Here is a 12664-nt window from a genome sequence, read left to right as displayed (position 1 = left end):
CACCCACGAAGGTGAGCCCACCCACGAAGATGAGCCCAACCACGGCGGCCGTCGTGGGTACGGGACCAGCGCGCGGCGCGGCCTCCCGTGCCGCGCTGCTCGTCCTCGCCGACGGCCGGTTCCCCGCCGGTGGCCACGCCCACTCGGGCGGCGCCGAAGCGGCCGTCAAGGCGGGCCGGATCAAGGACGCCCGCGGCCTCGCGGACTTCTGCCGGGGTCGGCTGCACACCACCGGTCTGACCTCGGCGGCGCTCGCCGCCGCCGCGGCCGGTGGCCTGGATCCGCTGGAACTCGACCACGCGGCCGACGCCCGTACCCCCTCGCCCGCGCTCAGGGCCACCGCGCGCAGACTCGGACGCCAGCTCATGCGCGCCGCCCGGGCCACCTGGCCGGGGCCCGAACTGACCGCGCTCGCCGCGGCCCTGCCGCGCGGCGCGCACCAGCCGGTGGTGCTCGGCCTCACCGCCGGGTCCGCCGGGCTCACCCCCGAGGACGCCGCGTACTGCGCGCTGTACGAGGCGGTCAGCGGCCCGGCCACCGCGACCGTACGGCTGCTCGGGCTCGACCCGTTCGAGGCCACCGCCGTGCTCGCCCGGCTCGCGCCCGAGCTGGACGAGGTCGCGGCGCACGCCACCGAGCGGGCCGCGCGGGCGGCGTACGAAGGGACCGACGCGCTGCCCGCCGCCTCCGGGCCCCTGCTCGACATCACCGCCCAGGCCCACGCCGGCTGGCCCGTCCGGCTGTTCGCCTCCTGACCCCTCGCCCCCTTCTCTCCTCCCCGCCCCTCCCAGGAGCCGCACCATGCATCTCGACCACAGCCACGAAGGCCCCGCCGCCGTCAGCGCCGACGCCCTGCGCCCCGACGGCCGGCGGCGCGCCCTGCGCGTCGGACTCGGCGGGCCCGTCGGCTCCGGCAAGACCGCGACCGTCGCCGCGCTCTGCCGCGCCCTGCGCGACCGGTACTCGCTCGCCGTCGTCACCAACGACATCTACACCCGCGAGGACGCCGAATTCCTGCTCAGGGAGGCCGTCCTGCCGCCCGAGCGCATCCAGGCGGTCGAGACCGGCGCCTGCCCGCACACCGCGATCCGTGACGACATCTCCGCCAACCTCGAAGCCGTCGAGGACCTGGAGGACGCCCTGGGGCCCCTCGATCTGATCCTGGTGGAGTCCGGTGGCGACAACCTCACCGCCACCTTCTCCCGGGGACTGGTCGACGCGCAGATCTTCGTCATCGATGTGGCGGGCGGCGACGACATCCCGCGCAAGGGCGGCCCCGGCGTCACCACCGCCGACCTCCTCGTGATCAACAAGACGGACCTCGCCCCGTACGTCGGCTCCGACCTCGGCCGGATGGCGCGCGACGCCAAGGAACAGCGCGGTGAGCTGCCCGTCCTGTTCACGTCCCTGCGGGGCGAGGACGGCGTGACCCCCGTCGCCGACTGGGTGCTGGCGCGGCTCGCCGCCTGGACGGCGTGAGCGTCCGCGCCACCGCCCGGATCGTCGCCTCCCGTACCGGGCTCCCGGTGCTGGCGGGCGAGGGGCCGCTCGCGGTACGCCGTACCCGCGCCGAGGGGCCGGGCAGCCGGGTCACCGTGATCGGGGCGATGAGCGCGCCCCTGGGCGGCGACCGGCTGGCCGTCGAGGTGGAGGTGGGGGACGGGGCCGGGCTCACCGTGGACTCCGCCGCCGCGACCGTCGCCCTGCCCGGACGCCGCGACCGCGCGGACGGCCCGGCCCACTACGACGTGCGGCTGACCGTGGGGGAGGGCGCCCGGCTCAACTGGCTCCCGGAGCAGCTCATCTCGGCGTACGGCAGCGAACTGCGCATGCGCACCCGCGTCGAACTCGCCGCCACCGCCCGGCTCGTGCTGCGCGAGGAACAGGTGCTCGGCCGCCACGGCGAGCCGCCTGGCACCCTCTCCAGCAGGCTGACCGTGTACCGCGCCGGACGCCCGCTGCTCGACCAGGAAGCGGGCTACGGCCCCGGCGCGCCGGGCGGCTGGGACGGCGGGGCGGTGCTCGGCGGACACCGTGCCGTCGGACAACTGCTCTGCGTGGCGCCCGAGTTCGCGGAGAGGCCGGTACCGCCCCGGATGCTCGGCGACACCGCCGTCCTCACCCCGCTCGCCGGGCCCGCCTTCCTGGTCACGGCGGTCGCGCCGGACGCCCTGCGGCTGCGCCGGGTCCTGGACGGCGTGCGGGACGAGCTGTGGGAAGACGTACCCGGCGAGGTACTGGACGCGCACCGCTGAGCGGCACCACACTCTCCGGTTATTGGTTCGGTAAAGAAAGGGTGGCCCGGCCTGTTGCCGGCCGCCTCACACGCGGAAGGATCCGGGGAGCCCGACGGAAGACCGGATCAACCGATCGGCGAGGAGCGCACCGCCGGGAGCGGCGCGCCACACAGGGGGAGGAAGCACGTGAGACGTACCACGGTGTTCGGTTCGGCCGGCACTCTGATAGCGGGCATGCTCATAGCCGGCGCGATCGCCGCCCCGATCGCGAACGCGGACGGCAGTGGCGCCGGCGGGCCGGTGGCCGGCGGCTCTGCCGCACGTGAGACGGCCCGCGAGACAGCCCGTGAGGCCGTGGCGAAGGCCGCGGCGGCGAGCGGTACGGCCGTCGCCGCCGCCCGCGCCGCCCGGCAGGGCGTCGACTGGCGCGACTGCCCGGCCGACTGGGCCCTGGAGAAGCCGATCCAGTGCGGCTGGGTGAAGGTGCCGCTCGACTACACGAAGCCCCACGGCAAACAGATCAGGATCGCCGTGGACCGTGTCGGCTCCACCGGCACCAAGGGCGAACGCCAGGGCTCCCTGGTCTACAACCCCGGCGGCCCCGGCGGCTCCGGCCTGGCCTTCCCGCGCCGCGTCGTCACCGGCAACGCGATCTGGGCGGACGCGGCCAAGGCGTACGACTTCGTGGGCTTCGACCCGCGCGGGGTGGGCCACTCCGCGCCCATCTCCTGCGTCGACCCGCAGGAGTTCGTCAAGGCGCCGAAGGCCGACCCCGTACCGGACAGCGAGGCCGACAAGCGCGCCCAGCGCAAGCGGGCCGCCGCGTACGCGGCCGGCTGCAAGGAGCGCAGCGGCGAGATGCTGCCGCACATGACGACGCCGAACACCGCCCGCGACCTGGACGTCATCCGGGCCGCGCTCGGTGACAAGAAGCTGAACTACGTCGGCGTCTCCTACGGCACCTACCTCGGCGCCGTCTACGGCACACTGTTCCCCTCGCACGTACGGCGCATGGTCGTCGACAGTGTGGTGAACCCGTCGAAGGAGAAGATCTGGTACCAGGCCAACCTGGACCAGGACGTCGCCTTCGAGACCCGGTTCCGCGACTGGATGAAGTGGGTCGCGCAGAACGACGCCACGTTCCACATCGGTGACACCGAGGCCAAGGTCGCCGAGGAGTGGGACAAGCTGCGCGCCACCGCCAAGAGGAAGCCGCTCGGCGGGGTCGTCGGTCCCTCCGAACTCCTCGACGTCTTCACCAGCGCCCCGTACTACGACTCCGCCTGGGTGTCGACCGCCACCCTCTGGAGCAAGTACGTCGCCGGTGACCCGCAGCCGCTCATCGACGCGGGGTCGCCGGACCCGGCGGACACCGCGGGCAACGCCAAGTCGGAGAACAGCAACGCGGTCTACACCGCCGTGGAGTGCACCGACGCCGCGTGGCCGGCCGACTGGAAGACCTGGGACCGGGACAGCACCCGGATCCACCGCGACCATCCCTTCCTCACCTGGTCCAACACCTGGATGAACCTGCCGTGCGCCACCTGGGGCGTCAAGCAGCAGACCCCGGTGGAGGTCAAGACCGGCAAGGGACTGCCGCAGGTGCTGATCACCCAGTCCACCCGGGACGCGGCCACGCCGTACGCGGGCGCCGTGGAGCTGCACAAGCGCTTCCGGGGCTCGCGCCTGATCACGGAGAAGGACGCCGGTTCGCACGGCATCACCAACCTGGTCAACCCGTGCGTCAACGACCGGGTGAAGGCGTATCTGCTGACGGGAGCGGTCGACAGCCGCGATGTGACGTGCGACCCGCACGCCACCCCCAAGCCGTAGCCGCACCGGCCCCCGGAGGCATCAGGTGACCATGGCGGCGGGCGACCGGCAGCACACCGGCCGCCCGCTGCCGGGCGGTTCACGAGGGCCGGCCCTCAGTACGCCTCGCCCCGGTCGTACGCCGCCAGCCAGGCGTCCTCGGCCGCGTACCCGAAGAGACGGTCGGCGCCGTAGGAACGGACCAACTGGGGGAAGACCTCCGTCCACTCCCGGCCGCGCACCCGCTCGACCAGCCACTCCACGGTCGTCGGCAGCGAATCGACATAGCCGGTGACGGCCCGGTATCCCAACTCCCGCTCGGCGGCGGACATGTCGAGGACGACAGGGTGCTCGATGCCCCACGGGTGCGCGCCGACCACTCCGTCCGGGGAGGGCCCCGCCAGCAGTACCGTCTCGGTCTCCCGGCCCATCACCGCGTCGATCGCCGCCCCGATCTCCGTGACCGTCGGGGCCTGCGGATCCGCCGCGTTGAGCACCCGCGCGCCGGGCCTGCGCGCCGCCAGCCTGATCAGCTCGGCCACATTCGACACATGGACGGGATGGAACCGGCTCCCGCCGCCGTACGCCAGCACCCGCCGACTCCGGCCGTCCAGCGCCCGCTTGACGAAGTACAGCTCGCGCGGCGAGCGGCTGTACGGGCCGTGGACGGCGCCCGCCCGCAGGAGCGTCACCGGGAGCGCCTCGGCCGCCGCCAGCAACTCCCGCTCCAGCAGGGCCTTTCCTCGGGCGTAGGTCGCGTCGCTCGGCGCCACGGTCCGCTGCTCCTCGGGCATCGGCACCGGATAGCGCGGGGAGCCGCCCGGCTCGCCCTGGGTCTCGAAACCGCGTCCGTCGTCGTCCTCGTACACCGCGACGCTGGAGATGACGACCGCCGAACCGATCCGGTCCGCGAGTCCGGTCAGCTGGTGGGCGTGCGAGCGCCCGAACGCCGTGAGATCCACCAGGACATCGCAGCCGTCGCCCACCAGGGCCGCCGTGGCCGCCCCGTCCTCCCGGTCCAGCCGCACCGGCCGTACCCCGTCGGGCCAGCGTGCGTCCGCGCCACCCCCGCGCGATGCCGCGCGCACCTCCCAGCCGTCCTCGGCGAGCGCCGCCACGGCGGCCCTCCCCGTCTGTCCTGTCGCCCCGATCACCACTGCGTCGCCCCTGCTCATACGAGGGACGCTAGACGTACGGCGTCCCCGGGCCCAGAGGCGTTCGCCCATGGCGATTCCGCTCTCAGCGGTACGAACCGGGTCGACCGGGCGCCGGCCGGAGCCGCCACCCCGCGCGCCTCCAACTCGCGTGGTGACACAGGTCACATCAGGGTGATCGTGACGTTCCGTCGGGTACGGGGTCCATCCCCTGTGGGCACCCGACGAACGAGCGGCCCCGTCACCCACGTACACCTCATGGACCCGAGGAGCACACCATGGCGAACGCCACCACCGTCACCAGCAACGTCAGCGGTGCCCACATCCCGGGTGACGACGAGGGCGACGACGGGGCCGAGTCCGGCCGGGTGCGGTGACCCGCGCGGCCCTCCACGGCCGCCGCACGCTCCGGCGGGCAGCGCGGAACCCGCCCGGCCGCGCCCTCGCCTCCGCACCCGTACCGGCTCCCCACCACCCCAGGAGAATCCCCCATGAGCAGCACCCACGCCGGACTGCTGACCGGTCTGGTCCTCGGACTCGCCGCGGCGTTCGGCGGCTTCGGCGCCTTCCTCGTCGTCCTCGTCCTCGGCTTCTTCGGACTGCTCGTCGGGCTCCATCTGGACGGCAGGATCGACCTCGCCCAACTCGTCGGCCGCGACAGGGGCTGACCGCGATGACCACCGCCACGACCACCACCACCGCGACCGGGGCGCCCGCGCGGACCGCGCCGGGCGCCGACCTGCCCCCGGTGCGAAGTCCCCACGACGAACGGGGCGTCACCACCATCACCGAGCGTGCTGTCGAACGCCTCGCCGCGCACGCCGTGACCGAGGTCGAGGGAGTGGGCGGCGCGGGCCGCCGGGCGCTCGCCGCCGGCGCCGGTGCACCGGGCCGCGACGCCACCGTCTCCGCCCGGATCAAGGGCGCCACCACCTCCCTCGACGTACGCCTGTCGGTGGGCTACCCGGCCTCCGTGGCCCGTACCACCGAGGCGGCGCGCGCCCATCTCACCCAACGGCTGGGGGAGTTCACGGGGCTGACGGTCTCGCGTGTCGACATCACCGTGACCGCCCTGCGCGGCGACGCCGCCGACACCGGGAGGGTCCGGTGAAACGCCGCCCCCGCCGCTCCGCCCCCGCCGCGCTCACCGCGCTGGCGCTGCTCGCCGCCTGCGTGGTCGTGGCCGCCGCCGCCGTGCGGACGATCGCGGGACAGACCCCGTGGATCAGCTACGGCTCCGTCGCCGACGCGCTGCGCGCCACCCACTGGAGCGACCGGGCCCCGGCCGTCGCGGGCGGAGTCGCCGCGCTGGTCGGGCTGGCCATGGTGGTGGCGGCGGTCCTGCCCGGCCGGCCGACCGTCCTGCCCCTGGCGGGCGATCCCGACTCCGGCGCCTCCCGGCGCGGTCTGCGCGGCACACTGCGGACCGCCGCGGCCGGCGTCGACGGGGTCGACCGCGTCACGCTGACACTGCGCCGCCGCCGGGTCGCCGCCCGGGTCAGGACCGGCCGCACGAACACCGAAGGTCTCGCCGACGCCGTGCGCGCCGCCCTCGAACAGCGCCTCGACCAGATCGGCCCGGCCCGGCGCCCGGACGTGAAGGTCGAACTCCGCGCCACCAGGAGCACGTCATGACCGCCCTGAACCGCCCGGCCCGGCTCAACCGCGTGCTGCTGGCCCTGCTCGGGCTGCTCCTGCTCGCCGGGGGCGGCTTCGTCTGCGCCACCCACACCGGCCGGCTCACCGTGCTCGACCCGGACGCCGCCCTCGTGCCCGGTACCGCCGCCCCGCCCACCTGGGCGCCGTACGTCACCGCGGGCGCCGCGCTCGTCGTCGGGCTGCTCGCGCTGCGCTGGCTGGCCGCCCAGCTCGCCCGCCGGCCCAGGACGCGCACCTGGCGCCTGGAACGGGACCCGGACCGGGGCCGTACCGAGCTGGCCGCGGGCGTCGCCACCGGGCCCCTCGTCGCCGAGGTCACCGCGTACGAAGGCGTACGCGCCGCGCACGCCACCCTGGCCGGCACCCGCCGCGCTCCGGTCCTCGCCCTGGTGATCAGCGCGGACCAGACCGCCGACCTGGGCGCCGTCCGGTCCCGGCTGGCAGCCGAGGGGCTGCCCCGGCTGCGCCGGGGGCTCGATCTGGAGACCCTCCCGGTCACCGTCGAGTTCCGGTTCGCCACCGAGAGTGCGGGCCCCCGCGTCCTGCGCTGAACCGGGCCCCGGAGCCGGCGCCCCGGAACCCCGGGCGCCGGGGCGCCCGGCCCAGCCGAATGCCTTCGAGCTCTACGGAAATGATCACTGAACGCCTAAACTCTGGCCAAGGCACCAGTGAGACCGGTACCGGTACGCGCCCCCTCGCACGGAGCGCTGGACCGGGGAGGAGCGAAGATGGCAGCGCAGCATTCTCCGGAGGACCGCTTCAACACGGGGGAGGCGCACTCGGCGCGCGTCTACGACTACATCCTGGGCGGCAAGGACAACTACGAGGTCGACCAGGAAGCCGGCGACTCGATGTGCCGGGAGTGGCCAGCGCTGCCCGTGCACATGCGTGCCAACCGGGAGTTCATGCACCGCGCGGCCCGCCATCTCGCGCGGGAGAAGGGCATCCGGCAGTTCCTGGACATCGGCACCGGCCTGCCCACCTCGCCCAATGTCCACGAGGTCGTGCAGGAGGTCAGCGCCGACAGCCGGGTCGTCTACGTCGACAACGACCCCATCGTCCTGGCCCACGCCCGCGCGCTGCTCACCAGCGCGCCCGAGGGCCGTACCGCCTACATCGACGCCGATATGCGCGACCCCGACGCGATCATCGGCTCGCCCCAGTTCCAGGAGCTGCTGGACCTGCGCGAGCCGGTCGGGCTCATGATCATCGGCATTCTGCACTTCATCCTCAAGGACGACGACGACCACGGCCTGGTCCAGCGCCTGCTGGAGCCGCTGCCGGCGGGCAGCTACCTGGCCATGACCATCGGCACCGCCGACTTCGCCCCGGCCGAGGTCGGCCGCGTCGCCGCCGAGTACGCGCGCCGGGGCATGCCGATGCAGCTGCGTACCCACGCCGAGGCCGAGGAGTTCTTCGCCGGTCTGGAGCTGGTCGAGCCCGGCCTCACCCAGGTCCACCACTGGCGGCCCGACGCGGGCCGGCAGCCGATGGACGACCGGGACATCGCCATGTACGGCGCCATCGCCCGCAAGCCGGCCTGAGCAGCCACCCGCGCGGGCCGGGGCGGAACGGGTTGGGGCAGGTCGGAGGGAAGCGGCTCAGAGGAAGCGGCGGATCGGGACGACGACCGCCTCACCGGCCCGCTGGAGCGGCGAACGGCGCTTCCAGCGGCCCTCCTTGATCTCCTCGCTCACCGCGAGGTCCTCCGTGTAGTGACGGTCGAGGGTGGTCGTGAACGCCTCGTCCAGGACGGCGAGCATGACCTCCTCGTCGTGGTCGAGCGAGCGCCGGTTGAAGTTGGTCGAGCCGACCAGTGCGGCCACCCCGTCGACCGTGATGACCTTCGTGTGCAGCATCGTCGGCCGGTAGTGGAAGATCCTCACCCCGCAGGCCAGCAGCTCCTCGTAGTGGTTCTGGCCCGCGAGCTGGCAGACCCTTTTGTCGGTGTGCGGCCCCGGCAGCAGGATCTCCACCGTCACCCCGCGACGCGCGGTCGCGCACAGCAGCTCGATGAAGTACGCGTCGGGCGCGAAGTACGCGGTGGCCACCCGTACCCGTTCCTGCGCCGACTCCAGCACCACCCGCAGCAGCGTCTGCATGTCCTGCCAGCCGAAACTCGCCGACCCGCGTACCACCTGGACGACCGCGTCGCCCTGCGGGCTGTGCTCGATGAACCGGTCCCGCGTGTCGAACAGGTCCTCGTGGCACTCCGCCCAGTTCTGCGCGAACGCGGCGGCGAGTCCGTCCACCGCCGGGCCGCTCACCCGCACATGCGTGTCACGCCACTCGTTCTCGTCGCGCGCGTCGCCGCACCACTCCTCGGCGATCCCCACCCCGCCGGTGAAGGCCGTCATCTCGTCGACGACCAGCACCTTGCGGTGGCAGCGGTGGTTCTGCTTGAAGGGGGAGAGGTAGAGCGGCTTGCGGAACCAGGCCACGCGCACCCCCGCCTCTTCCATCACGCGCAGCTGGTCCTTCTCGATGAGTCTGCTGCCGAACCCGTCCAGCAGCAGCCGTACCCGGACGCCGGCGCGGGCCCGGTCGGCGAGCGCCTCGGCGAACCGGTGGGCGATGTCGCCCTTCCAGTAGACGAACGTCATCATGTCGATGGTGTGCTCGGCGGAGCCGATGGCGTCCAGCATCGCGGCGAAGATCTCGTCCCCGTTCCGCAGCGGGACCAGCGCGTTGCCCTCGGTCGCCGCGATCCCGATCAGCCGCTCCAGCCGCCGCCGTATCCGCAGCGCGCGCTCCTCGGGGGAGAGCGGCGGGTCCGTACGCCCGCCGGTGACACCGGGGCGGAGCGCGGGCTCCTGCTGTGTGCTGCTCATGGGCTCTACCTCGACGGCGTGATGGTGCGGGAGTGGCGCGGGCACGTACGGGAGCGGCGTCGGAGCGCCGCGGGAGAAGGCCGGGGCGGACACGGTCCGCCCCGGCCGGTGGTCCTGCCCGTTGTCACTCCTCGGCCAGCATGCCCGTCCTCAGCTTGGCGAGTGTCCGGGTCAGCAGCCGGGAGACATGCATCTGCGAGACGCCGAGCCGCTCGCCGATCTGTGACTGGGTGAGTTCCTGGCCGAAGCGGAACTCCAGAATGCGCCGTTCGCGCTCGTCGAGGGTGGTCAGCAGCGGGCCGAGGGCGTGGAAGTCCTCCACCAGCTCCATGGCAGGGTCCCGGTCGCCGAGAGTGTCGGCGTACGTACGGCCCCCGCTGCCCGGCCGCCCGTCGTCGCTGTCGGCCGGCAGGTCGAGGGAGCCGGCGCTGTAGCCGTTGGCGGCGACGAGCCCTTCGACGACCTCCTCCTCGCTCAGCTCCAGCTGCTCGGCCAGCTCCGCCACCGTGGGTTCACGGTCCAGCAGGAGTGCGAGCTGCTCCTTGGCCTTGGCCAGCTCGACGCGCAGCTCCTGGAGGCGGCGCGGGACATGGACGGCCCAGGTGGTGTCGCGGAAGAAGCGCTTGATCTCACCGACGATATAAGGGACGGCGAAGGTGGTGAACTCGACTTCACGGGAGAGGTCGAAGCGGTCGATGGCCTTGATCAGACCGATGTTGCCGACCTGGAGGATGTCCTCCATCTCGTCCGCGCCCCGGTTGCGGAAGCGGCTCGCGGCGAACCGCACGAGCGACTGGTTCATCTCGATGAGCGTGTTGCGCGCGTAGCTGTACTCACGCGTGCCCTCTTCCAGGACCTGGAGCTGGTCGAAGAACAGCTTCGACAGGGCCCGCGCGTCCTTCGGGGCGATCTTGCCGGCGTTCTCGATCCACGGCAGTTCGCCGGTCCGGTCCCGGGCGCCGCCGTCCGGGAGGTTCGTCACCGGTGCGGACGACGCGGCCGGTGCGGTGGACGTGGCGGCGGACGGCGCGGATATCGGCATGACGTGATTCCTCCCGAGGCTGCTGTTCTGCGACCCTGCGTCTGCCCGGCCGGCCCCGGAGTATGCGCGGCATCGGCGACTTAATTTTCGGGCGGTGCGCGGGGCGACCGGCCCCCGCCCGGCCCGGTCGCCGCGGTGCCCACCCCGGCGCTATGCGGAGTAGGGTGAAAAAAGCGAGGATAATAAGGACATATCGCCGTCGGCGGCTCTGCCGGGGGCGCCCTTGACGAGGCCCGGAGCGCGCCATGACCGCATCAGGTGGAGCGACGACGTATGTCCGCGGCAGATGACTCCTCGCAGAGTCCGATCGGCGCGATCGGCAGAGTGACCGTGCCGATCCCGGCCGATGGGCCCGGTGAGGTACTGGTGTCCGTACGGGGCGGCTCCGAGGCGTACGCGGCCTGGGCGGACCGTCCGATCGGCAGACACCTCCGCGTGATCGTCGTCGAGTCGATCTCGGCGCGGTCGGTGATCGTGGAGCCCCTTCCTTCCTGAACACGGGGTGCCTCCCCGCAGCCACGGGGACAGCAACGGGGAAGCGATCAGCCGGCGGTGACCGGCAGGCAGTAGGACAGGAGTCCGTCATGCTCTTCTGGCATGTACCCGCGCCCAATGAGGCGATGCTCATATCCGGCTCCAAACGCCAGGAGCAGGACACCCAGTTCCGGATCGTCACCGGGCACGGCAGCTTCGTGATGCCCGTCAAACACAAGGTCCGGATGCTGTCCCTGGCGCTGCGCGAGGCGGAGATCGTGGAGGACTGCGTCACCCAGCAGGGAATCCTCCTCAACGTCCGCGCGGTGGCGGTGTTCAAGGTGGGCGACGACGCGGTGTCGATCGCCAACGCCGCCCGCCGGTTCCTGGCGGAACAGGACCGGATGGAGGAGCTGGTCGGCCGGATCTTCGCGGGCCACCTCCGCTCCATCATCGGCGGACTGACCGTCGAACAGATCATCAGGGAGCGCGACCGGGTCGCCCAGGAGGTCAAACAGGGCAGCCACTCCGAAATGGAGAAACTCGGCATCGTCGTGGACGCCCTACAGATCCAGGAGATCGGCGACGCCACCGGCTACATCCAGAACCTCGCGGCCCCGCACGCCGCCGCCGTCGCCAGCCAGGCCAGGATCGCCCAGGCCGGCGCCGACCGGCAGGCGTCCGAGCGCGAGCAGCAGGCCGCCGCGCTCAAGGCGGAGTACGAACGTGACACGGCGATCAAGCGGGCCGGCTTCCACGCCGAGACGGAGCAGGTCAACGCCCGCGCCGCGCAGGCGGGTCCGCTCGCCGAGGCCCGGGCCTCGCAGGAGACCACCGAGCAGCGGACCGAGCTGGCCGAGCGCCAGGCACGGCTGGCCGCCCAGCGGCTGGAGGCGGAGGTGCGCCGCCCGGCGGACGCCGAGGCGTACCGGCAGCGCACCCTGGCCGAGGCCGCCCGTGACCGGGTGAAGTTCGAGGCGGAGGGTGACGCCTACACCGAGCGCACCCTCGCCGAGGCCCAGGCCGCGGCGAACACCGCGCGCGCCGCCTCCCTCAAGGACGGCAACCAGGAACTGATCGCGGCCAACCGCACCGTCGAGAACCTGCCGGCGCTGGCCGACGCCGCCGCTCGCGGCATGGCGGGCGCGCGGCTGACCGTGCTGAGCGGCACCGACGGGGTGAACGACGTGGCGGCGGGTCTGGTGGGCCAGGGCATGGCCATCCTCAACTCGCTCAAGGGCGCGACGGACGGCCTGAAGGACGCCCCGAGCGTCAACGGAAAGCCTTCCCTGCGCGTCACCGAGTCCAACTGACACCGGCTCCCACCGGTCACGAGGGCGGGCCGTACGCCACCTCAGCCGTACGGCCCGCCCTCGTACGCCCCGGCGCCCACGCACGCACGGCCCACGGACACCCGACACACCGCTGACGGACATCCCTCGCGCACCGGCACCC

14 protein-coding genes are annotated in these 12664 nt (G+C 73.1%); 11 read left to right on the top strand and 3 right to left on the bottom strand.

What is annotated here, in order from left to right; all coding sequences use genetic code 11:
• Positions 1-29 precede the first annotated feature (29 nt).
• The 4 genes from ACFY6S_RS20535 (at position 30) to ACFY6S_RS20520 (ending at position 4070) form a co-directional block, all read left to right on the top strand.
• Positions 30-755 carry an urease accessory protein UreF gene (locus ACFY6S_RS20535; RefSeq protein WP_388819645.1) on the top strand — a complete coding sequence of 242 codons (726 nt, stop codon included), beginning with the start codon at positions 30-32 and terminating at the stop codon, positions 753-755.
• A 46-nt stretch (positions 756-801) separates the two neighbouring features.
• Entirely contained in the window at positions 802-1479 is a 678-nt protein-coding gene (gene ureG, locus ACFY6S_RS20530; protein WP_388819642.1) for an urease accessory protein UreG, read from the top strand.
• A complete protein-coding gene (locus tag ACFY6S_RS20525; RefSeq protein ID WP_388819639.1) occupies positions 1476-2255 on the top strand; it encodes an urease accessory protein UreD in 780 nt (259 codons plus the stop codon). The genes ureG and ACFY6S_RS20525 overlap by 4 nt, the downstream gene beginning before the upstream one ends.
• A 216-nt stretch (positions 2256-2471) precedes the next feature.
• The gene (locus ACFY6S_RS20520) at positions 2472-4070 is read left to right on the top strand and encodes an alpha/beta hydrolase (protein WP_388819855.1); all 1599 of its coding nucleotides are present in this window, start codon (positions 2472-2474) and stop codon (positions 4068-4070) included.
• Positions 4071-4165: 95 nt separating this feature from the next.
• Here ACFY6S_RS20520 and ACFY6S_RS20515 read toward each other — a convergent pair whose 3' ends face one another.
• A complete protein-coding gene (locus tag ACFY6S_RS20515) occupies positions 4166-5224 on the bottom strand; it encodes an NAD-dependent epimerase/dehydratase family protein (RefSeq protein ID WP_388819637.1) in 1059 nt (352 codons plus the stop codon).
• Positions 5225-5694: 470 nt separating this feature from the next.
• Here ACFY6S_RS20515 and ACFY6S_RS20510 point away from each other — a divergent pair, with 470 nt between their 5' ends.
• From ACFY6S_RS20510 to ACFY6S_RS20490, 5 genes are all read left to right on the top strand, one after another.
• Complete coding sequence (locus ACFY6S_RS20510) at positions 5695-5871, top strand: hypothetical protein (protein ID WP_388819634.1); 177 nt, start codon at positions 5695-5697, stop codon at positions 5869-5871.
• 5 nt (positions 5872-5876) lie between these two features.
• Positions 5877-6314, top strand: coding sequence for an Asp23/Gls24 family envelope stress response protein (locus ACFY6S_RS20505; RefSeq protein WP_388819631.1), 438 nt, complete (start codon positions 5877-5879; stop codon positions 6312-6314).
• Positions 6311-6838 carry a DUF6286 domain-containing protein gene (locus tag ACFY6S_RS20500; protein WP_388819628.1) on the top strand — a complete coding sequence of 176 codons (528 nt, stop codon included), beginning with the start codon at positions 6311-6313 and terminating at the stop codon, positions 6836-6838. Before ACFY6S_RS20505 ends, ACFY6S_RS20500 begins: the two co-directional genes overlap by 4 nt.
• Positions 6835-7413, top strand: coding sequence for a hypothetical protein (locus tag ACFY6S_RS20495; protein WP_388819625.1), 579 nt, complete (start codon positions 6835-6837; stop codon positions 7411-7413). Before ACFY6S_RS20500 ends, ACFY6S_RS20495 begins: the two co-directional genes overlap by 4 nt.
• Before the next feature lie 177 nt (positions 7414-7590).
• Complete coding sequence (locus ACFY6S_RS20490; protein WP_388819622.1) at positions 7591-8406, top strand: SAM-dependent methyltransferase; 816 nt, start codon at positions 7591-7593, stop codon at positions 8404-8406.
• 57 nt (positions 8407-8463) lie between these two features.
• Here ACFY6S_RS20490 and ACFY6S_RS20485 read toward each other — a convergent pair whose 3' ends face one another.
• Positions 8464-9693, bottom strand: a complete 1230-nt coding sequence (locus tag ACFY6S_RS20485) for a phosphatidylserine/phosphatidylglycerophosphate/cardiolipin synthase family protein (protein ID WP_388819619.1) — start codon at positions 9691-9693, stop codon at positions 8464-8466.
• 124 nt (positions 9694-9817) lie between these two features.
• Positions 9818-10735: a SigB/SigF/SigG family RNA polymerase sigma factor gene (locus ACFY6S_RS20480; protein WP_388819616.1), complete on the bottom strand. Its 918-nt coding sequence runs from the start codon at positions 10733-10735 to the stop codon at positions 9818-9820.
• Positions 10736-11008: 273 nt separating this feature from the next.
• On the opposite strand from ACFY6S_RS20480, the gene ACFY6S_RS20475 reads away from it, so the two are divergent.
• Both ACFY6S_RS20475 and ACFY6S_RS20470 read left to right on the top strand, forming a co-directional pair.
• Positions 11009-11230, top strand: coding sequence for a hypothetical protein (locus ACFY6S_RS20475; RefSeq protein WP_388819613.1), 222 nt, complete (start codon positions 11009-11011; stop codon positions 11228-11230).
• A gap of 89 nt (positions 11231-11319) precedes the next feature.
• Positions 11320-12522, top strand: coding sequence for an SPFH domain-containing protein (locus ACFY6S_RS20470; RefSeq protein ID WP_388819610.1), 1203 nt, complete (start codon positions 11320-11322; stop codon positions 12520-12522).
• The last annotated feature ends 142 nt before the right edge of the window (positions 12523-12664 follow it).

Source organism: Streptomyces sp. NPDC012835, assembly GCF_042900885.1.
GTDB lineage: Bacteria > Actinomycetota > Actinomycetes > Streptomycetales > Streptomycetaceae > Streptomyces.
The sequence above is the reverse complement of the archived record's forward strand: the minus strand, read 5'-3'. Positions and strand labels throughout refer to the sequence as shown.

What these genes read in the sequence shown, in the direction of transcription:
- ACFY6S_RS20490 (WP_388819622.1), top strand. Translation starts at nt 7,591, where the DNA reads ATGGCAGCGCAGCATTCTCCGGAGGACCGCTTCAACACGGGGGAGGCG.
- ACFY6S_RS20475 (WP_388819613.1), top strand. Translation starts at nt 11,009, where the DNA reads ATGTCCGCGGCAGATGACTCCTCGCAGAGTCCGATCGGCGCGATCGGC.
- ACFY6S_RS20535 (WP_388819645.1), top strand. Translation starts at nt 30, where the DNA reads ATGAGCCCAACCACGGCGGCCGTCGTGGGTACGGGACCAGCGCGCGGC.
- ACFY6S_RS20515 (WP_388819637.1), bottom strand. Translation starts at nt 5,224, where the DNA reads ATGAGCAGGGGCGACGCAGTGGTGATCGGGGCGACAGGACAGACGGGG.
- ACFY6S_RS20510 (WP_388819634.1), top strand. Translation starts at nt 5,695, where the DNA reads ATGAGCAGCACCCACGCCGGACTGCTGACCGGTCTGGTCCTCGGACTC.
- ACFY6S_RS20485 (WP_388819619.1), bottom strand. Translation starts at nt 9,693, where the DNA reads ATGAGCAGCACACAGCAGGAGCCCGCGCTCCGCCCCGGTGTCACCGGC.
- ACFY6S_RS20495 (WP_388819625.1), top strand. Translation starts at nt 6,835, where the DNA reads ATGACCGCCCTGAACCGCCCGGCCCGGCTCAACCGCGTGCTGCTGGCC.
- ACFY6S_RS20520 (WP_388819855.1), top strand. Translation starts at nt 2,472, where the DNA reads ATGCTCATAGCCGGCGCGATCGCCGCCCCGATCGCGAACGCGGACGGC.
- ureG (WP_388819642.1), top strand. Translation starts at nt 802, where the DNA reads ATGCATCTCGACCACAGCCACGAAGGCCCCGCCGCCGTCAGCGCCGAC.
- ACFY6S_RS20470 (WP_388819610.1), top strand. Translation starts at nt 11,320, where the DNA reads ATGCTCTTCTGGCATGTACCCGCGCCCAATGAGGCGATGCTCATATCC.
- ACFY6S_RS20480 (WP_388819616.1), bottom strand. Translation starts at nt 10,735, where the DNA reads ATGCCGATATCCGCGCCGTCCGCCGCCACGTCCACCGCACCGGCCGCG.
- ACFY6S_RS20505 (WP_388819631.1), top strand. Translation starts at nt 5,877, where the DNA reads ATGACCACCGCCACGACCACCACCACCGCGACCGGGGCGCCCGCGCGG.